This window comes from uncultured Jannaschia sp. (assembly GCF_947494025.1).
In the GTDB taxonomy this organism is placed as follows: Bacteria; Pseudomonadota; Alphaproteobacteria; order Rhodobacterales; family Rhodobacteraceae; genus Jannaschia.
Window position 1 is genome coordinate 445,012 of the sequence record NZ_CANLTQ010000002.1, and the last position, 16,949, is coordinate 461,960.

Below are 16,949 nucleotides of genomic sequence, written 5' to 3' on the forward strand. Positions count from 1 at the left end.
GCGAACGGCGGACGACATTGCGTCACGTTGCACGATGACGCTTGCCGCACCGCGGCATCGACCTATTCTGCATCTGCGAGGATAGGAACATGCTGGACACGCCCGGATTCGTCGAGATCACCCCTACGGCCGACATTCACGTCGACCGTCACGGCAATCGCGCCAAGTGTCTTCAACGACTTATCCGCATGGACCTGCCGGTCCCGCAGACGGTGGCGCTCTCCTTCGACACGGTGCGCGGCATCGCCGAGGGCAGGCTGCCGGACCTTACCACCCTGATCGCGCTCTTCGACGGACAGCCGAAGCTCCTTTCCGTCCGCTCCTCCTCGGAGGCCGCCGATTGGGGCGGACCCAACGCCGTCCTCAACATCGGCATGAACGACCAGTCCCACAGCTGGCTTTCCAAGACCTTAGGCGACGAAACCGCCGACCGTCTCTACCTCCGCTTCATCCGCTCCTTCGCCATCGAGGTGATGCGCCTCGACGAGGAGGCCTTCGCGGAGGCCGAGTCCCCCGCCGCCGCCCGCGACGTCTACGAGGCCGAGATCGACGCGCCTTTCCCGCAAAACACCGCCGACCAGCTCGCCGCCGTCCTGCGCTCCATGGCGCGGGCCTGGGAGGGAACGTCCGCGCGCCTTCTGCGGCAGGCGCAGGGCGCGCCCGCCGATGCCGGTCTCGGATTGGTCGTGCAGCGCATGGCGCAGGGAATGGGCCCCGGCCAGTCCGGCGCGGGCGTGGTGCAGTTCGTCGACCCCGGCACCGGCGAGCCGCAAGTGACGGGCCGCTACATGGGCCAGTCGATGGGGCGCGAGGCGCTGCGCCACCGGGAGAAGGCGCTCTACCTGACCCGCGACCCGCGCGGACCCTCGCTGCAGGACACGCTGCCCGAGGTCTATGCCGAGCTGCTCGCGATCGGCGCGCGTTGCCGCGAGCGGTTGCGCGAGGAGATGCAGGTCGAGTTCACCATCGATCAGGGCCGGCTCGCCGTGCTCGACGCGGTGCGCTGCCCGCGCGAGGCCCGCGCCTCGGTCGCCATCGCCACCGCGCTCGCCCGCGACGGAATCATCCGGCGCTCCGAAGCGCTCCTGCGGGTGGCGCCCGGGACGCTCTCGCACCTGCTCCACCGGCAGATCGACCCCTCCGCCGAACGCCGGGTGATCGCTCGCGGCGTGGCCGCCTCTCCCGGCGCCGCGGCCGGCCGGATCGTCTTCGACGCCGCGGCCGCGCAGGCGGCGCTGGCGCGCGACGAACCCTGCATTCTGGTGCGCCGGGAGACGACCCCCGACGACGTTCGGGGCATGCATGCGGCCGACGCCATCCTGACCGAGCGCGGCGGCTCGACCAGTCATGCCGCCGTGATCGCGCGCGGGCTCGGCCTGCCCTGCGTCACCGGCGCGACGGGTCTGACGATAAGCTATCGCGACAGGCAGGTGCGCCTGCCCGACGGGTCGACCCTGACCGAGGGCGACGTGATCACCGTCGACGGCTCTTCGGGCCAGGTCCTGTCGGGCAAGATCGCGACCAACGAGCCCGCGCTCGACGGCGCGTTCGGCGATCTCATGTCTTGGTCGGACGCGGTACGCGACATCGGCGTGCGCGCCAATGCCGATACGGTCGCCGATGCCACCCTGTCGCGGACCTTCGGGGTCGACGGGATCGGCCTGTGCCGGACGGAGCACATGTTCTTCGAGGAGGGACGGCTCACCGTGATGCGGGAGATGATCTTCGCGGAGACGGGACCGGACCGGGCCGCCGCGCTGGAACGCCTCCTGCCGATGCAGCGGGAGGACTTCACCGAGCTGTTCCGCCTGATGTCGGGACTGCCCGTCTGCATCCGGCTTCTCGATCCGCCGCTCCACGAATTCCTTCCCTCCGGCCCCGACGGCATCCAGGCGCTGGCCGAGGCGCTCGACCGGCCGCTTTCGGAGGTGCGCACCCGGATCGAGGCGATGCAGGAATACAACCCCATGCTGGGCATGCGCGGCGTCCGCGTCGGGATCGTGCTTCCGGAAATCTACGAAATGCAGGCCCGCGCCATCTTCGAGGCGACCGTGGCCGCGCAGGAGGCGGGGCACGACGTCCACCCGGAGATCATGATTCCCCTCGTCACCGCCCATCGCGAGGTGGAGCTGGTGAAGCGCCGGATCGACGGCATCGCGGGCGCCGTGCGCGACGAGAGCGGGACCGGCTTCGACTACCGCGTCGGCGTGATGGTCGAGACGCCCCGTGCCGCGCTCCGCGCCGGCGAGATCGCCGAGACCGCCTCGTTCCTGAGCTTCGGGACCAACGACCTCACGCAGATGACCTACGGGCTGTCGCGCGACGATGCGGGCCGGTTCATGTCGGCCTATGTCAACGAGGGCGTTTATCCGGAGGATCCGTTCGGAACGCTCGACGTCGACGGGGTTGGCGAGCTTCTGCTGCTCGGCGCGTCCCGCGGGCGCAAGGCGCGGCCCGACGTCGTGCTGGGCCTTTGCGGCGAGCATGGCGGGCATCCCGACTCGATCGCCTTCTGCCGCCTGGCCGGGTTCGACTACGTCAGCTGCTCGCCATTCCGCGTGCCGGTCGCCAAGCTCGCGGCGGCGCAGGCGACACTGATGGCGTCGAAGCACGACCAGGCGCGCCGGCCCGAGGGCTGATCCGAAACCCCGAACGCCCGATGACGGGTCGCGCTCGGCAAGGTCATTCCGAACCCGGCCGCGGATCCGTCGTTCCGGCGGAAGGACGCGGAACCGGAAGGTTCCGGCGTTCCGCGCCGCGGCGGAGGGTTCCACTCCGGCGGGCGACGTGGTCTGGGAAAGCATTGCGCCAAGGATGGCCCCGATGATCCCGACCGACCCCGACGATTCCTTCCCCGCCTTCGCAACGCCGCGCACGCAAGTCACCCGCGATCCGCGCGACCGCATCTCGTTGACCGAACATGTCCGCGAGGTCGAGATCGGCGCGTTCCAGGGCGAGCGCGGCAAGACGCAGCGCGTCCGTTTCGACATCGTAGCCGAAGTGACGCCGGCGCCCGAGGCGGTGGCCGGCGACGATGTCGACGGGATCCTGAGTTACGACACGCTTTCGGACGCGATCGACGCGGCGCTGGCGACGGAGCGGTTGAACCTGCTCGAAACGCTTGCGGAGCGCATCGCGGCGCAGATCCTGGCGCATGCCCGCGCCGCCCGCGTCCGTGTCCGGCTCGGCAAGCTCGACCGCGGGCCCTACGTGCTCGGCGTCGAGATCGTTCGGACGCGCGCGCATCCGGGTCAGGCCGCGTCGGCCTCCGAGGTCCCGCGTCCACGGATCCTGTGCCTGCCGTCCGGTGCCCATTCCGCGCGCGGGTTGCCGCGTCTGCTGGACCGGCTGATCGCCGAGGCACCCGTCCTTCTCGTCGCCACGCCCGATGGACCCGCGCCGGAGGCCGCGGGGGCGACGGCGCAGCGCCGGATCGACTGTCTCGCTGTTGAGCAGGCGGCCTGGCAGGTCGCGGCGCGCGACGACCGTTTGAGCGTGGTCGCCACGCGCACGGAGCTGGACTGGTCGCTCCGGCAGCGCCGGGTCGCCCTTTGGGCGCCCGCGCGAGCCGTCGGCGACGCGACCGATCCGCCGTCCGACCTTCGGGCGGACACGCTGGCTGCCTGGATCGGCGAGCGGCTCGACGCGCGCGATGTGATTCCGGCCGAGGCGGTCGCCCGGGCGCTGCGGGAATGAGCTACGTCCTTCCGCTTCCCGCGAGGGCCGCGACCGGCCCGCGCCTCGCCGGCGGGTGGTGCCGGTTCGACCAGGCCGCGATCCTCGAACGCGGCCATGCGCCGGAGGTCGTCCCGGTGGCGGAGATCCCCGACGCGACGCTCGCTTCCCTCGTCGCGCCGCGCCCCGCCATCGCCGGGGTGACGTTCCAACGGCCCTCGATCATGGGCATCCTCAACGTCACGCCAGACAGCTTCTCCGACGGGGGCCGTTTCCTCGCGCCCGCCGACGCGCTCGCCCGGGCGGAAGCGATGGCCGCGGCCGACATCCTCGACATCGGGGGCGAGAGCACGCGGCCCGGCGCGGGCGCGGTGCCGACCGAGGAGGAGGCCGCGCGCATCCTGCCGGTGATCGAGGCCTTGCGGGGCCGGACGATCTCCGTCGACACGCGCAAGGCCGCGGTGGCGCGTGCGGCGCTCGAGGCGGGGGCGGGTCTCGTCAACGACGTCTCGGCGCTGGCCTTCGACCCGGACATGGCGGAGACGGTCGCGGCCGCGAACGCGCCGGTCTGCCTCATGCACAGCATCGGCACGCCGGAGACGATGCAGGACGACCCGCGCTACGCCGATGTGGTGCTCGACGTCTACGACGCGCTGGCCGAACGGGTGGACGCGGCCGTGGCCGCCGGTATTCCCCGCGACCGGATCATGATCGACCCGGGCATCGGCTTCGCCAAGACGGCCGAGCACAACCTCGCGCTCCTGCGCCGGATCGCCGTCTTTCACGGGCTTGGTCTGCCGATCCTGCTCGGCGCCTCCCGAAAGCGCTTCGTGGGCACGATCGGCGGGGCGCCGGAGGCGGCGACGCGGATGCCCGGAACGCTGGCAGTCACCCTCGCGGCCGTGGCACAAGGGGTGCAGATGCACCGCGTCCACGACGTGGCCGAGATGGCGCAGGGTCTGGCACTCTGGCGCGAGACAGGAGGGATCGATGGGCCTCTTTGGCACTGACGGCGTCCGGGGGCGGGCGAACGACGGCGACATGACGGCCGAGATGGCGTTGCGTCTCGGCGCGGCAGCGGGGCTTTATTTCCGGCGCGAGGGCACCGGGCTGGCCGCGCACCGGGTGGTGATCGGCAAGGACACCCGGCAATCGGGCTACATGCTGGAGAACGCGCTGACGGCGGGGCTGACCTCCACCGGCATGAACGTCCTCCTCCTCGGTCCCGTGCCGACGCCGGCCGTGGGGCTTCTGGCGCGGTCGATGCGCGCCGATCTGGGCGTGATGATCTCCGCCAGCCACAACCCGGCGGACGACAATGGCATCAAGTTCTTCGGCCCCGACGGCTACAAGCTGTCCGACGAGGCGGAGGCCGAGATCGAGCGGATGGTGCGGGCCGGCGTCGCCCCGGCCGACGCGCCGAATATCGGCCGCGCCAAGCGCATCGACGACGGACTCGGCCGCTACATCGAATACGCCAAGACGACGATCCCGCCGGGCATGACGCTCGAAGGGCTCAAGATCGTGATCGACTGCGCGAACGGCGCCGCCTACCGCGCCGCGCCCGACGTGCTGTCCGAGCTCGGGGCGGAGGTCGTCACCGTCGGGGTCGCGCCCAACGGCCGCAACATCAATCTCGATTGCGGCTCAACCGCGACCGGCACCTGCGCCGAAGCCGTGGTGAGCCACGGGGCGGATCTGGGCATCTCGCTCGACGGCGACGCCGACCGGGTGATGATCCTCGACGCCGATGGCAACGTCGCGGACGGCGATCAGTTGATGGCGCTTTTCGCGGCGCGTTGGGCGTCGGAGGGGCGGCTCAAGGGCGACACGCTCGTCGCGACGGTGATGTCCAATCTGGGGCTCGAGCGCTTTCTCGCCGCGCGCGGCCTGAACCTGCACCGCACGCGGGTCGGCGACCGCTACGTGGTCGAGGCGATGCGGGCCCACGGGTTCAACCTCGGCGGCGAGCAGTCGGGTCACATCGTGATGACCGATTACGCGACGACCGGCGACGGGCTGATCGCGGGGCTGCAATTCCTGGCGGAGATGGTGCGGACGGAGAAGCCCGCCGCCGACCTGATGCACAGCTTCGCGCGCGTGCCGCAAAGGCTCGAAAACGTCCGCCACGAACGTGGCGCGGCGCCGCTCGACCGGACCGAGGTGCAATCGGCCATCACCGAGGCGGAGGGACGGCTCGACGGCAACGGACGCCTCCTGATCCGCGCTTCGGGAACGGAGCCGCTGATCCGCGTCATGGCGGAAAGCGAGGATCCGGCGCTTCTGAACGACGTGGTGGAGCGTGTCGCCGACGCGGTGCGCGCCGCGGTCTGATCCTGCGATCTGGCAGTCTGGTCGAGCGCAGGAGGAGCACTCGGATGCGCTCGGAGGAGAAGCTCCCGCTATGAGGAGCGGACGCGGGCCGTCCGGCCTGCAGGTCAGGCAAAACCCGCAAGACGACGCGTTCGCGGCTCAAACGAAATGCAGTCCGAGCCCGGCCAGCGCCGCGAGCGCGAGGGTTTCCAGAAACGGACGCTTCAGGACCAGCAGCCATCCGAACGCGAACACGGCGAGCGCAAGCGCGGCGGGATCGAGCGAGGCCGGCAGCGGCATCGGGGGCGTGGTGTCCGCGACCCGGCGGAACAGGACATGGATGCCGAACCAGACCGACAGGTTGGCGATCACCCCGGCCACCGCCGCCGATACCATGTCCAGCGCGCCTCTGAGACGCGGATTGGCGGCAAGCCGTTCGAGATGCGGCGCGCCTGCGAAGATCCACAGAAAGCACGGCACGAATGTCGCCCAAAGCGTGACCCCCGCGGAAAGAAGCGCGAGGCCCGTTCCGCCCGGCGCGCCGGCGAGCCAGCCGGTGAACACGGTAACGAGGATGAGCGGGCCTGGCGTCGTCTCCGCGAGACCGAGCCCGTCGACCATCTGCTCCGGCGTGAGCCAGCCCTGCGTCTCCACCGCGACCTGCGCCAGCGCGGCCAACACCGCATAGGCGCCGCCGAAACTGATCGTGGCGAGCCAGCTGAAGAACAGCCCCGCCTCCGCCGGCGTCGAACCGGGCGCGACCGCCACGAGCGCGAGAAGCGGCGTCCACCAGATCGCGAGCCAGATCGCGATCGTTCGCACGGTGCGAGGGGCCGGACCGCCGGGCGCGCCCCCCTCCCCGGTCCCGCCGCGCAGGGCGCCGACGAGGAGCGCGGTACCAAGCACGGCCCAGAACGGCGCGCCGAAGATGAAGAGAGCCAGAAAGGCCAGCACCGCGAGAACGGGCGCGACACGCCCACGGAGCGCCTTGGCCCGAAGCTTCCAGAGCGCGCCCGCCACGATCGCCAGCGCCGCCGCTTTGATGCCGAGGAACGCGGCCTCCACCGGGGGCAGGCGTCCGTAGGCGAGGTAGAGCGCCGCCAGCGCCATCATCACGACCGCGCCCGGCCCGAAGAAGAGAAGCCCCGCCAGAAGTCCCCCGCCCGTCCCCCGCAACCGCCAGCCGGCGAAGGTGGCGAGCTGCATCGCCTCCGGCCCCGGCAGGAGCGTGCAGAACCCGAGGCCCCGCAGGAACGTCTCCTCCTCGAGCCAATCCCGCCGCTCCACCAATTCGCGATGCATGAGCGCGATCTGCGCCGCCGGCCCGCCAAAGGACAGCAAACCGATCCGCCCGAACACGCGCGCCATCTCCCCCCAGGCGGGCGGGTGCGTCACCTCAGGCGGACAGCGAGGGGAAAAGGTGCGCGTCCGGTGTCGCCCCGGCGAAAAGCGTGCCGTGGGTGAGGACGGAGACAGCGTCGTGGTTGTGAAGACTTTCCTGATGGCTTGCCGCGACGCGGAAATCGGCCGTGCCCGGCAGTTCCGCCAGCCCCTCCGCGAGAAGGCGCACCGCGTCCTCCACGAAGATCGGGTTCGCGGCATTGAGCTCCGCGAAGGCCTGCTCGTCCTCGCGCTTGACCATGACCTGCGTCTCGGTCGGGATCTTGGCGCGGGCCATGTCGATCAGGTCTTCCAGCGTCACGTCCTCCGTCACCTCGACGGAGATGCGGGCGAGCGATCGCTGCGAATGCGGCGTGGCGAGTTGCCCCCGTGTGCGGCGGGCATGCTCCGAAAGCTCGAGCGAGCAGGGGCAGGTGGAGGAATAGACGTAGTCCAGATGCAGGATGCGACGCGGCCCGTCACCGCCATGCAAGACTTCCATCGCGACATCGTAATATTGCCAGCCCGTCAAACCGGAGCGCAGGCTGTCCACCCGGAGCGGCAGTGCGAAGCGCAGCAGAAGGCGGGCATCGACGGCGTCGATCTCGCGCCGGCAGGCCTCCAGCGCGGCCTCGACGCTCGCGAAGTCGAGGGCTTCGGCATGGTCGTAGAAGGACCGTAGGATGCGGCTCATGTTGATGCCCTTGGCGCCGGCGTCGAGGCTGACCGTGCCGGTCACGGCGACGTCCACCTCGCGCGGACCGGCCCGCGTCGCGATCTGCATGGGTAGGCGGAACCCCGCGACGCCGACATGCTGGATCATCCGGTCGGCGCCGCGGATCGTGCTCGCGGGGCCGTTCTGCATGTCGGGAAGCGTGGCGCGGTAGGCCTCGTCCACGGAATGGTCGGGATAGGACGCGGCAAGTGCCGGGTAATAGCCGCCGATGGCGGGTTGCCCGCTCAGGGCGTAGCGTTCCAGAAGGTCGAGCGCGCCCCGCGCCTCCGCCTCGGTCGGCTCGCGGTCAATGTCCGGATGCAGGACGTTCATGTCGCCCCTCCCTTCGGTTCGCGCTTGCGTGGCCACAGGTGGCCATTTCCGTCGTCCATGTCCAGCCCCGACGCCCGCGAACGGCGCCCGGAACACAGCCCGGGCAGCCCCGCCGAAGGCGCCGCGCCCGGCGGCATGCGGACGCCATGAGTTTCCGGATCAGGAAGACGCGGACGATGCCGGTCCGTCAGGCGGCGTCGAGCGCGGCCTCGATGTCGGCCAGAAGATCGTCCGCGTCCTCCAGTCCGACGGACAGGCGGACGAGGCCCGGCGTGATGCCGAGCGCGGCCTTCTGCTCGTCGGGCAGGCGTTGGTGCGTCGTGGTCGCGGGATGGGTCGCGATCGATTTGGCGTCGCCCAGATTGTTGGAGATCAGCACGATCTCGAGGGCGTTCAGGAAGCGGAACGCAGCCTCCTTGCCGCCGGCGAGGTCGAGCGCGAGCACGGTTCCGCCCCGCTCCATCTGCGCGCGGGCGAGCGCCTGCTGGGGATGGCTCGCGAGATGAGGGTGGATGACGCGGGCGAGCTTGGGATGCCCCTCGACCGCGCGGGCCAGACGCTCCGCCGCTTCCGCCTGCGCGCGCACGCGGAGGTCGAGCGTTTCGAGCCCCTTCAGCATGACCCAGGCGTTGAACGGCGACATCGACCCGCCGGTATGCTTGAGATAGGGTTCGGCGATCTTGCGAACGTAGTCCCGCGTCCCGCAGATCACCCCGCCGAGGCAGCGTCCCTGCCCGTCGATATGCTTGGTGGTGGAATAAACGACGACGTCGGCCCCGAGCTCCAGCGCGCGGGAGAAGGTGGGCGTGGCGAAGACGTTGTCGACGACGACCGTGGCGCCTGCCGCATGCGCGAGGTCGGCGACGGCGCGGATGTCGACCACCTCCAGCGCGGGGTTGGAGACGCTTTCGAAGAAGACGGCCCTGGTGCCCTCGCGGATTGCCCCGCGCCAGGCATCGAGATCGGTGCCGTCGACCAGCGTGACCTCCACCCCGTAGCGCGGCAGGATCTCCTCCAGAATGTAGAGGCAGGAGCCGAACAGCGCCCGGGCCGCGACGACGTGGTCGCCGGCACGAAGCATCGAAACCAGCGCACCATTGACCGCGGCCATGCCGGACGCGGTGGCGAAGGCATCCTCCGTCCCCTCGATCGCGGCGATCCGGTCCTCGAACATGGCGACGGTCGGGTTGCCGTAGCGGGCATAGATGAATTCCTCCCGCGTGGCGTCGAGGAACCGCGCCTCGGCGGCCTCGGCGCTCTCGTAGACGAAGCCCTGCGTCAGGAACATCGCCTCCGACACCTCGCCGTATTGCGAGCGGCGGGTGCCGGCATGGACGGCGAGCGTGCGCGGATTGCGCGGGCGGGACGAATTGTCTTTCATCTCGAAGACCTCCTTCGGGTCGCGGGGCACCAGAGTCTCGGAGGATGCGGACGCGGACGTCCCGGATCTCTTTAGCGGATTGTTTCGCGAGGGCCGCAAGCTGGTTCAAATCCCCTCGCCCGCGGCGTTACTCCGGGGCCGCGGGTCGGTCAAGGCGGGGGTCGCGACGGGTTGCATCCGACGGCCCGCGCGTCGAAAGATCCGGGGCGAGCAGACGGAGGAACGCCATGGCCCCGATCGAATTTTATTACTGGCCGACGCCGAACGGCTGGAAGATCTCCATCGCGCTCCATGAGTTCGATTTGCCCTACGATCTGCGGCTCGTGGATATCGGTGCGGACGCGCAGTTCGACCCGGCCTTTCTGAAGATCAGCCCCAACAACAAGATCCCCGCCATCGTCGATCCGGACGGGCCGGACGGCGCGCCGATCCCGATCTTCGAGAGCGGCGCGATCCTGCAATACTTGGCGCGCAAGACCGGGCGCTTCTGTGGCGAGACGGAACGTGAGCGGATCGCGGTCGACGAATGGCTGATGTGGCAGATGGGCGGGCTCGGGCCGATGGCCGGACAGACGCACCATTTCTTGAAATTCGCGCGCGAGGACGTTCCTTATGCGAAGGCGCGTTACCGCGCCGAGGTCGCGCGCCTTTACGGCCTGCTCGACCAAAAGCTCAGGGCGAGGCGGTTCGTGGCGGGCGACGGGTTCACCATCGCCGACATGGCGATCTGGCCCTGGGCCTCGCTCTGGAAGGGTCAGGCGCAGACGCTCGACGACAAGCCGGGGATGGCGCGCTGGCTGGAGGAGGTCGCCGACCGGCCGGGCGTACGGGCCGGCCGCGCGCTTCGGGCGGATCTGCGGCGCGATCCGACGGCCGCGACCGATTGGCGGGCAACACTCACGACCGGCTGAGGGTCCGGCACTGGTTTCCCGCGCGGCGTCTGCCATAGGATGGCGCGACAGGATCGAGGAGAAGTTTCATGGGGTCCGACGGCGTGCGGAAGATCGCCTTCGCGGCGCTCGCGGTGCTGGTGGTGCTGGCCGGCGCGGGCGTGCTCGACGGCGGTGGCCTCTGATGGCGCGACGGTTCGGCGGACGCTATTCCCCGGGCGGCGGACAGGCCGGGTCGCGTGTGCCCGCCGCGATGCGGCCGCCCCTGCGCGGCCGGGCACGGACGACGTTCCTGATGCTGCTCGGCGCGATCCCGGTGCTGGCCGCCTTCGGACAGGACGGGCCGGTCGCGATGGCGGGCTGCCTGCTCGCCGGGGCGGCAATCTCCGGCGGCGCCTACCTCACGCGCGAAGGCCTGCTGGCGGAGGCCCGCTGGAGCGAGCGCCGCATCGCACGCCGGCCCGCGATCCCGCGCAAGGCCTTCGGCGGGGTGGCCGTCGGCGCAGGCGTCATGCTGGGCGCGATGACGGGGCTGGACGGGCTGCTTCCGGGATTGCTCTACGGGCTGATCGCGGGGGGACTGCACGTCGTGGCCTTCGGTCCCGACCCGATGCGCGACAAGGGGATGGAGGGCGTCGACACGTTCCAGACCGAGCGCGTCGCCCGCACGATCGAGGAGGCGGAGGTCTACTTGACCGCCATGCAGGACGCCGTGCTGCGCGCGAAGGACCGTGATGCGGAAGCCCGCGTGGCCCGCGTGTCGGCCACCGCGCGGGAGATGTTCCGCGTGGTGGAGGACGATCCGCGCGACCTGAACGCCGCGCGAAAGTTCCTGTCGGTCTATCTGATGGGTGCGCGCGACGCGACGGCGAAGTTCGCCGATCTCTACGCCGCAACGCGCGACCGGCAGGCGAAGGTGGACTATTTCAGCCTTCTCGACGATCTGGAACGTGCGATGGATGCACGTCGCGAAACGTTGTTGATTTCCGACCGGACCGATCTCGATGTCGAGATCGAGGTGCTTCGGGATCGATTGAAGGCCGACGGCCTGCCAACAGGAGAGTGAGCCATGGACACCGCCACGAGGCAGAAGGCCGCGGAGACGGCGACCGAGATCGACGAGGTCTCCACGCTGAGCCTGCCCGAACCTGCGGGCGAGGTCACGTCGCTCGCCACCGCCCCCGAACCCGTCGCCGCCGAGATCCGCGCGCGGATGGACCGGCTCGACATGACGAACACGCAGTCGATCATCGAGTTCGGCGCCGGGGCGCAGGCCGAGTTGCAGCAGATCAGCCAGTCGATGCTGCAGGACGTCAAGAACAAGGATGTGGGCCCGGCCGGCGACAGCCTGCGCGCCATGGTCTCCACCATCCGCGGCTTCTCGGTGAGCGAGCTCGACGTGCGCCGCAAACGGTCCTGGTGGGAGAAGCTCGTCGGCCGGGCGGCGCCGTTCTCCAAGTTCGTCGCGCGTTTCGAGGACGTGCAGGCGCAGATCGACAAGGTGACGGGGGATCTGCTGCGCCACGAACACGTGCTCCTGAAGGACATCAAGTCGCTCGACAAGCTCTACGAGAAGACGCTCGATTTCTACCGCGAGCTCGGCCTCTACATCGCCGCGGGCGAGGCGAAGCTCGCGGAACTCGACGCCGAGACCATTCCCGCGCAGGAGCGAACCGTCGAGACCCTGCCCGAGGGCGACCGGATGATCGCCACGCAGGCGTTGCGCGACCTGCGGTCGGCGCGGGACGACCTGGAGCGGCGGGTCCATGACCTGAAGCTCACCCGGCAGGTCACGATGCAGTCCCTGCCCTCGATCCGGCTGGTGCAGGAGAACGACAAGTCGCTGGTGACGAAAATCAACTCTACCCTCGTCAACACCGTCCCGCTCTGGGAGACGCAGCTGGCGCAGGCGGTCACGATCCAGCGCTCGCGCGAGGCCGCGGAGGCGGTGCGCGATGCGAACGACCTGACGAACGAGTTGCTGACGGCGAACGCGAAGAACCTGCGCGATGCCAACAAGATCGTCCGCACCGAGACGGAGCGCGGCGTCTTCGACATCGAGGCCGTGCGGCGGGCGAACGACGACCTCGTGGCGACCATCAACGAAAGCCTGCAGATCGCCGACGAGGGCAAGGCCAAGCGGGCCGAGGCCGAACGGGAGATGCAGCGGATGGAGGCGGAGCTGCGCGAGACGCTCGCCTCCGCCAGCGCCCGCCGCGACGGGGTCGGCACCAATGCCGGCAACTCGGTTCCGAACGGCTGAGCGGATGCGCGCCGCCTTTCTCCTTCCCGTCGCCCTGACGCTCGCCGCCTGCCAGCCGATGTCGCCGGAGCCGGTCGAGCCGTCGCCGATCCCGAAGACGCGCCCCGCCCGGCCGCCGGCGCCGTCGGGGGCCGTCTCCGCGGAAAGCCGGGACGCGCGGGCATTCTATGCCAACCTTCAGGGACGTCTGCTTTCGCAGGGTCTGCTCAAGCGCGACGGCGGACCGGATGCCGAGACCTTCGATGCCGCGCAGCTCGCGCGCAACTTCGAGCGCATCGCGCTGTTCTCCGAATACGCGGAGACGGAAACCGGGTTCGTGCCGCGACAAAGCCGGGCGCAGCTTCGCCGCTGGGAAGGGCCGGTGCGGGTGGAGCTGCATTTCGGCCCGTCCGTTCCCGAGGCCACGCGCCGGACGGATCGCGTCCGGGTGCAAAGCTATCTGGAGCGCCTGGCCCGCCTGACGGATCACCCGATCGATCTTGTGGAGACGGGCGGGAACTTCCACGTCTTCGTGGCCTCCGTGGACGAGCAGCGCGCGCTCGGCCCCGCCATCGCGGCCGCGGAGCCGGGCCTCGCGCGGACCACGATCCGGGAAATCGCGCGGCTCGACTGGACGACCTATTGCGCCGTCTACGCCTCCTCCGCGTCGGAGCGGCCGAACGCCTACGTCTCGGCCATCGCCTTCGTGCGGTCGGAACATCCCGACCTGTTCCGCCAGTCCTGCTACCACGAGGAAATCGCGCAGGGGCTGGGCCTCGCCAACGACAGCTTCGACGTCAATCCGTCGATCTTCAACGACGACGAGGAATACGCCCTGCTCACCCGGCAGGACGAGCTCCTGCTGCGGATGCTCTACGATCCCCGCCTCGAGGTCGGAATGGCCGCGGAGGAGGCCCGCCCCCTTATCCGCCGCATCGCCGCCGAACTGCGCCCCGAGGACGCCCCGGTCTGACGCCGCCCCCCGATCAGGAGACGCCCATGCCCATCTTCGACTTCCTTTCCGGCCAGTTCGTCGACGTCATCGAATGGACGGACGGCACGCGCGACACACTGGTCCACCGGTTCGAGCGCTACGGCCACGAGATCAAGTACGGCGCCAAGCTCACGGTGCGCGAGGGCCAGGCGGCGGTCTTCGTGCACGAAGGGCAGCTCGCCGACGTGTTCATGCCCGGGCTCTACATGCTCGAAACGAACAACATGCCGGTGATGACCACGCTACAGCATTGGGATCACGGCTTCCGCTCGCCCTTCAAGTCGGAGATCTACTTCGTCTCGACCACGCGGATGACGGACCTGAAATGGGGCACCAAGAACCCGGTCACGCTGCGCGACCCCGAGTTCGGGCCGGTCCGCCTGCGCGCCTTCGGCAGCTACGCGATCAAGGTCAGCGATCCGGGGCGGTTCCTCACGGAGATCGTGGGAACCGACGGCGAGTTCACCCGCGACGAGATCCAGTTCCAGATCCGCAACATGATCGTGCAGGCCGCCTCGCGCGCGCTGGCATCGAGCCGGATCCCGGTCCTCGACATGGCGGCCAACACCGACGAGCTGGGCCGGATCGTGGCTGAGCAGATCTCGGCCACGACGGCCGAATACGGGATCACGGTGCCCGAGCTCTATGTCGAGAACATCTCGCTGCCGCCCGCCGTGGAAGCCGCGCTCGACAAGCGCACGTCGATGGGCGTGCTGGGTGATCTGGAGAAGTACCGCCATTTCGCCGCCTCCGAGGCGATGCAGAACGCGGCCACAACGCCCGGCTCCGGCATGGGAATGGGGCTCGGCGCAGGCATGGGCATGGCGATGGGCAGCATGATGGCGCCCGGCCCCTGGGGTCCGCGTCCCGCCGGGGCGCAAGCGTCGCAGGCCGCGCCGCCCCCTCCGCCCCCGGTCGAGCATGTCTGGCACGTCGCGAAGGGCGGCGCGACGAGCGGGCCGTTCTCCAAGGCGCGTCTGGGCCGCATGGTCGCGGAGGGCGAGGTCGCGCGCGAGACCTATGTCTGGACGCAGGGGCAGGACGGCTGGCAGAAGGCGGAGGACGTGGCGGAGCTAGCGCAGCTCTTCACCGTGATGCCCCCGCCACCGCCGCCGGGCTCGTGACGGCAAGCCGCGAAACTTCGTGGCACCCGTCGCCGTGTCTGGGACCATGAGCGACACGTCCGGCCTCCCTGCCCTCCGCCCCGCGCCGCGCCGGCCGGCGATCCCCCGGCCACGCGTGGACGCGGTTCGCCGGTTGCTGCCTGCCCGGCGCACGTATCTGAAGGCGCTGCACGGGGCGATGATCCCGCTGACCGGCTGGTTCATGATCGCCACGCCAGATTTCGTGCGGGGCCTGTTCGGGCCGAAGGGCGCAGCGATAAATTCCGACATCGCGCTCGTCTTCGTGGCGCTGGCACTTCTGTGGTCGGGAGACTATTTCGCGCGCGGCCTCGCGGGACGGCCCGGGCCGAAGCTTCCGTCGCACCTCCGGACGTTCCACCGCCGCCTGCACAAGACGCTTGTTTGGCTCCTGTTCCTCGTCCCGGTGGGCGGGTTCCTTCTTGGCCTGACCTCGGAGCGCCTGCTGCTGGCCGGCGGCTGGCTGCCCATCGCGCCGCCGCTCGGGCTCGCGCGGGCGAACGACGTGATGGGCCTCCTGCATCGGGTCGAATTCTACGCGCTCGGTGCGCTCGTCGTCCTCCACGCCGCGTTCCACGTGTGGCGGCATGTCCGCCTGCGGGACAACGCGCTGCGCATCATGGCTCCGAAAGTGCTTCATCGCTTTCTTTGAGCTCGCTTGCCAAGGCCGCCCCGGAGCGGCAGAGAGAGGCCGATGGCCCTGCCCGAGACACCGACTTGCGCGACGATGCGCGTTTCCGGCCGACCGGCGCCGTGAAGGTTCCCGTCGTCCCCCGCCGCGATCCGGAGCGACCGCGCGAGATCCCGAAGACCGAGGATCACCGCTTTCCCTGCGAGAATTGCGGCGGCGACATGCGCTTCGAGCCGGCCGCCGGGCGCATGGTCTGCGACCATTGCGGCAACAGCGTCGACGTCGCGCCCGCCCGCGCCCCGATCCGGGAGATCGACATCCGCGAAGGGCTGCGGGACGACGCCGGCGGCGCCGAGCAGGAGGAGACGCGCGTCCTCGATTGCCCGAATTGCGGCGCGCAGGTCGAGTTCGACCCGGACTTCCACGCCGCCGAATGCCCGTTCTGCGCCACGCCGGTCGTGACCGGGACGGGCGTGAACCGGCATATCAAACCCGGCGCCGTCCTGCCCTTCGCGCTGGAGGAGCCGCAGGCGCACGAGGCGATGAACCGATGGCTCGGCTCGCTCTGGTTCGCGCCGAACGGGCTGCGGCGCTACGCCCGCAAGGGCCGGAAGATGTCCGGCATCTATGTGCCCTTCTGGACCTTCGACGCGCAGACCGAGACGGCCTATTCCGGCCAGCGCGGCGACACCTACTTCGTCCGCCGCACCGTGATGCGCGACGGCAAGCCCGTCGTGGTGCAGGTGCCCAAGATCCGCTGGACGCCGCGCCGGGGCCGGGTCCGGCGGTTCTTCGACGACGTGGTGGTGCTGGCGTCGAAATCCCTGCCGAAAAGCCATACCGACGCGCTCGAACCGTGGGACCTGTCGGGGCTTTCCCCCTATGCGCCGCAATTTCTCGCGGGCTTCCGGGCCGAGGCCTATCAGGTGGAGCTCGAGAAGGGGTTCCGCGAGGCACGGGTGCGGATGGACGCGGTGATCGCCCGCGACGTGCGGATGGATATCGGCGGCGACCAGCAACGCATTACCTCGCTTGACACGGCCATCTCCGACGTGACCTTCAAGCATGTCCTGCTGCCGGTCTGGATCGCGGCTTACAAGTATCGCGGCGAGACCTTCCGCTTCGTCGTCAACGGCCAGACCGGCCGCGTGCAGGGCGAACGGCCCTATTCGGCGATCAAGATCGCGATCGCGGTGATCCTCGGCTTGATCCTCGCCGCCATCGCGGGCTTCATCGTCAGCCAGACGCAATGA

14 protein-coding genes and 1 riboswitch are annotated in these 16,949 nt (G+C 70.0%); of the genes, 11 read left to right on the forward strand and 3 right to left on the reverse strand.

Going from position 1 to position 16,949, the window contains the following annotated elements:
- Positions 1 to 89 precede the first annotated feature (89 nt).
- From Q1B08_RS05860 to glmM, 4 genes are all read left to right on the forward strand, one after another.
- Entirely contained in the window at positions 90 to 2,639 is a 2,550-nt protein-coding gene (locus Q1B08_RS05860; protein ID WP_299816087.1) for a putative PEP-binding protein, read from the forward strand.
- Positions 2,640 to 2,823: 184 nt separating this feature from the next.
- A complete protein-coding gene (locus Q1B08_RS05865; RefSeq protein WP_299816089.1) occupies positions 2,824 to 3,696 on the forward strand; it encodes a dihydroneopterin aldolase in 873 nt (290 codons plus the stop codon).
- Positions 3,693 to 4,685, forward strand: a complete 993-nt coding sequence (gene folP, locus Q1B08_RS05870) for a dihydropteroate synthase (RefSeq protein WP_299816091.1) — start codon at positions 3,693 to 3,695, stop codon at positions 4,683 to 4,685. The genes Q1B08_RS05865 and folP overlap by 4 nt, the downstream gene beginning before the upstream one ends.
- On the forward strand, positions 4,666 to 6,009 hold the full coding sequence (glmM, locus tag Q1B08_RS05875) for a phosphoglucosamine mutase (RefSeq protein WP_299816093.1): 1,344 nt from the start codon (positions 4,666 to 4,668) through the stop codon (positions 6,007 to 6,009). The genes folP and glmM overlap by 20 nt, the downstream gene beginning before the upstream one ends.
- 138 nt (positions 6,010 to 6,147) lie before the next feature.
- On the opposite strand, the gene chrA is transcribed toward glmM, so the two are convergent.
- From chrA to metZ, 3 genes are all read right to left on the reverse strand, one after another.
- A complete protein-coding gene (gene chrA, locus Q1B08_RS05880; RefSeq protein ID WP_299816095.1) occupies positions 6,148 to 7,356 on the reverse strand; it encodes a chromate efflux transporter in 1,209 nt (402 codons plus the stop codon).
- Positions 7,357 to 7,384: 28 nt separating this feature from the next.
- Entirely contained in the window at positions 7,385 to 8,416 is a 1,032-nt protein-coding gene (gene folE2, locus Q1B08_RS05885; protein WP_299816097.1) for a GTP cyclohydrolase FolE2, read from the reverse strand.
- A 187-nt stretch (positions 8,417 to 8,603) separates the two neighbouring features.
- Positions 8,604 to 9,797 carry an O-succinylhomoserine sulfhydrylase gene (gene metZ, locus Q1B08_RS05890; RefSeq protein WP_299816099.1) on the reverse strand — a complete coding sequence of 398 codons (1,194 nt, stop codon included), beginning with the start codon at positions 9,795 to 9,797 and terminating at the stop codon, positions 8,604 to 8,606.
- Between the two features lie 50 nt (positions 9,798 to 9,847).
- Positions 9,848 to 9,924, reverse strand: a riboswitch (SAM riboswitch).
- Positions 9,925 to 10,024: 100 nt separating this feature from the next.
- Between metZ and Q1B08_RS05895 the strand changes: the two genes are divergently transcribed.
- From Q1B08_RS05895 to Q1B08_RS05925, 7 genes are all read left to right on the forward strand, one after another.
- Positions 10,025 to 10,708 (forward strand): glutathione S-transferase N-terminal domain-containing protein, encoded by a 684-nt coding sequence (locus Q1B08_RS05895; protein ID WP_299816101.1) that lies wholly within the window; start codon positions 10,025 to 10,027, stop codon positions 10,706 to 10,708.
- 163 nt (positions 10,709 to 10,871) lie between these two features.
- On the forward strand, positions 10,872 to 11,753 hold the full coding sequence (locus tag Q1B08_RS05900) for a 5-bromo-4-chloroindolyl phosphate hydrolysis family protein (protein WP_299816103.1): 882 nt from the start codon (positions 10,872 to 10,874) through the stop codon (positions 11,751 to 11,753).
- 3 nt (positions 11,754 to 11,756) lie between these two features.
- Entirely contained in the window at positions 11,757 to 12,950 is a 1,194-nt protein-coding gene (locus Q1B08_RS05905) for a toxic anion resistance protein (protein WP_299816105.1), read from the forward strand.
- 4 nt (positions 12,951 to 12,954) lie between these two features.
- Positions 12,955 to 13,902: a DUF2927 domain-containing protein gene (locus Q1B08_RS05910; protein WP_299816107.1), complete on the forward strand. Its 948-nt coding sequence runs from the start codon at positions 12,955 to 12,957 to the stop codon at positions 13,900 to 13,902.
- A 26-nt stretch (positions 13,903 to 13,928) separates the two neighbouring features.
- Positions 13,929 to 15,047: an SPFH domain-containing protein gene (locus Q1B08_RS05915; protein WP_299816109.1), complete on the forward strand. Its 1,119-nt coding sequence runs from the start codon at positions 13,929 to 13,931 to the stop codon at positions 15,045 to 15,047.
- Positions 15,048 to 15,093: 46 nt separating this feature from the next.
- A complete protein-coding gene (locus Q1B08_RS05920) occupies positions 15,094 to 15,717 on the forward strand; it encodes a cytochrome B (RefSeq protein ID WP_299816111.1) in 624 nt (207 codons plus the stop codon).
- 149 nt (positions 15,718 to 15,866) lie between these two features.
- Positions 15,867 to 16,949: a TFIIB-type zinc finger domain-containing protein gene (locus tag Q1B08_RS05925; protein WP_299816365.1), complete on the forward strand. Its 1,083-nt coding sequence runs from the start codon at positions 15,867 to 15,869 to the stop codon at positions 16,947 to 16,949.

Coding starts and splice junctions, on each gene's coding strand:
- Q1B08_RS05865 (WP_299816089.1), top strand. CDS start 2,824: ATGATCCCGACCGACCCCGACGATTCCTTCCCCGCCTTCGCAACGCCG.
- glmM (WP_299816093.1), top strand. CDS start 4,666: ATGGGCCTCTTTGGCACTGACGGCGTCCGGGGGCGGGCGAACGACGGC.
- Q1B08_RS05920 (WP_299816111.1), top strand. CDS start 15,094: ATGAGCGACACGTCCGGCCTCCCTGCCCTCCGCCCCGCGCCGCGCCGG.
- Q1B08_RS05895 (WP_299816101.1), top strand. CDS start 10,025: ATGGCCCCGATCGAATTTTATTACTGGCCGACGCCGAACGGCTGGAAG.
- Q1B08_RS05915 (WP_299816109.1), top strand. CDS start 13,929: ATGCCCATCTTCGACTTCCTTTCCGGCCAGTTCGTCGACGTCATCGAA.
- folP (WP_299816091.1), top strand. CDS start 3,693: ATGAGCTACGTCCTTCCGCTTCCCGCGAGGGCCGCGACCGGCCCGCGC.
- folE2 (WP_299816097.1), bottom strand. CDS start 8,416: ATGAACGTCCTGCATCCGGACATTGACCGCGAGCCGACCGAGGCGGAG.
- Q1B08_RS05900 (WP_299816103.1), top strand. CDS start 10,872: ATGGCGCGACGGTTCGGCGGACGCTATTCCCCGGGCGGCGGACAGGCC.
- Q1B08_RS05905 (WP_299816105.1), top strand. CDS start 11,757: ATGGACACCGCCACGAGGCAGAAGGCCGCGGAGACGGCGACCGAGATC.
- metZ (WP_299816099.1), bottom strand. CDS start 9,797: ATGAAAGACAATTCGTCCCGCCCGCGCAATCCGCGCACGCTCGCCGTC.
- Q1B08_RS05910 (WP_299816107.1), top strand. CDS start 12,955: ATGCGCGCCGCCTTTCTCCTTCCCGTCGCCCTGACGCTCGCCGCCTGC.
- Q1B08_RS05860 (WP_299816087.1), top strand. CDS start 90: ATGCTGGACACGCCCGGATTCGTCGAGATCACCCCTACGGCCGACATT.
- chrA (WP_299816095.1), bottom strand. CDS start 7,356: ATGGCGCGCGTGTTCGGGCGGATCGGTTTGCTGTCCTTTGGCGGGCCG.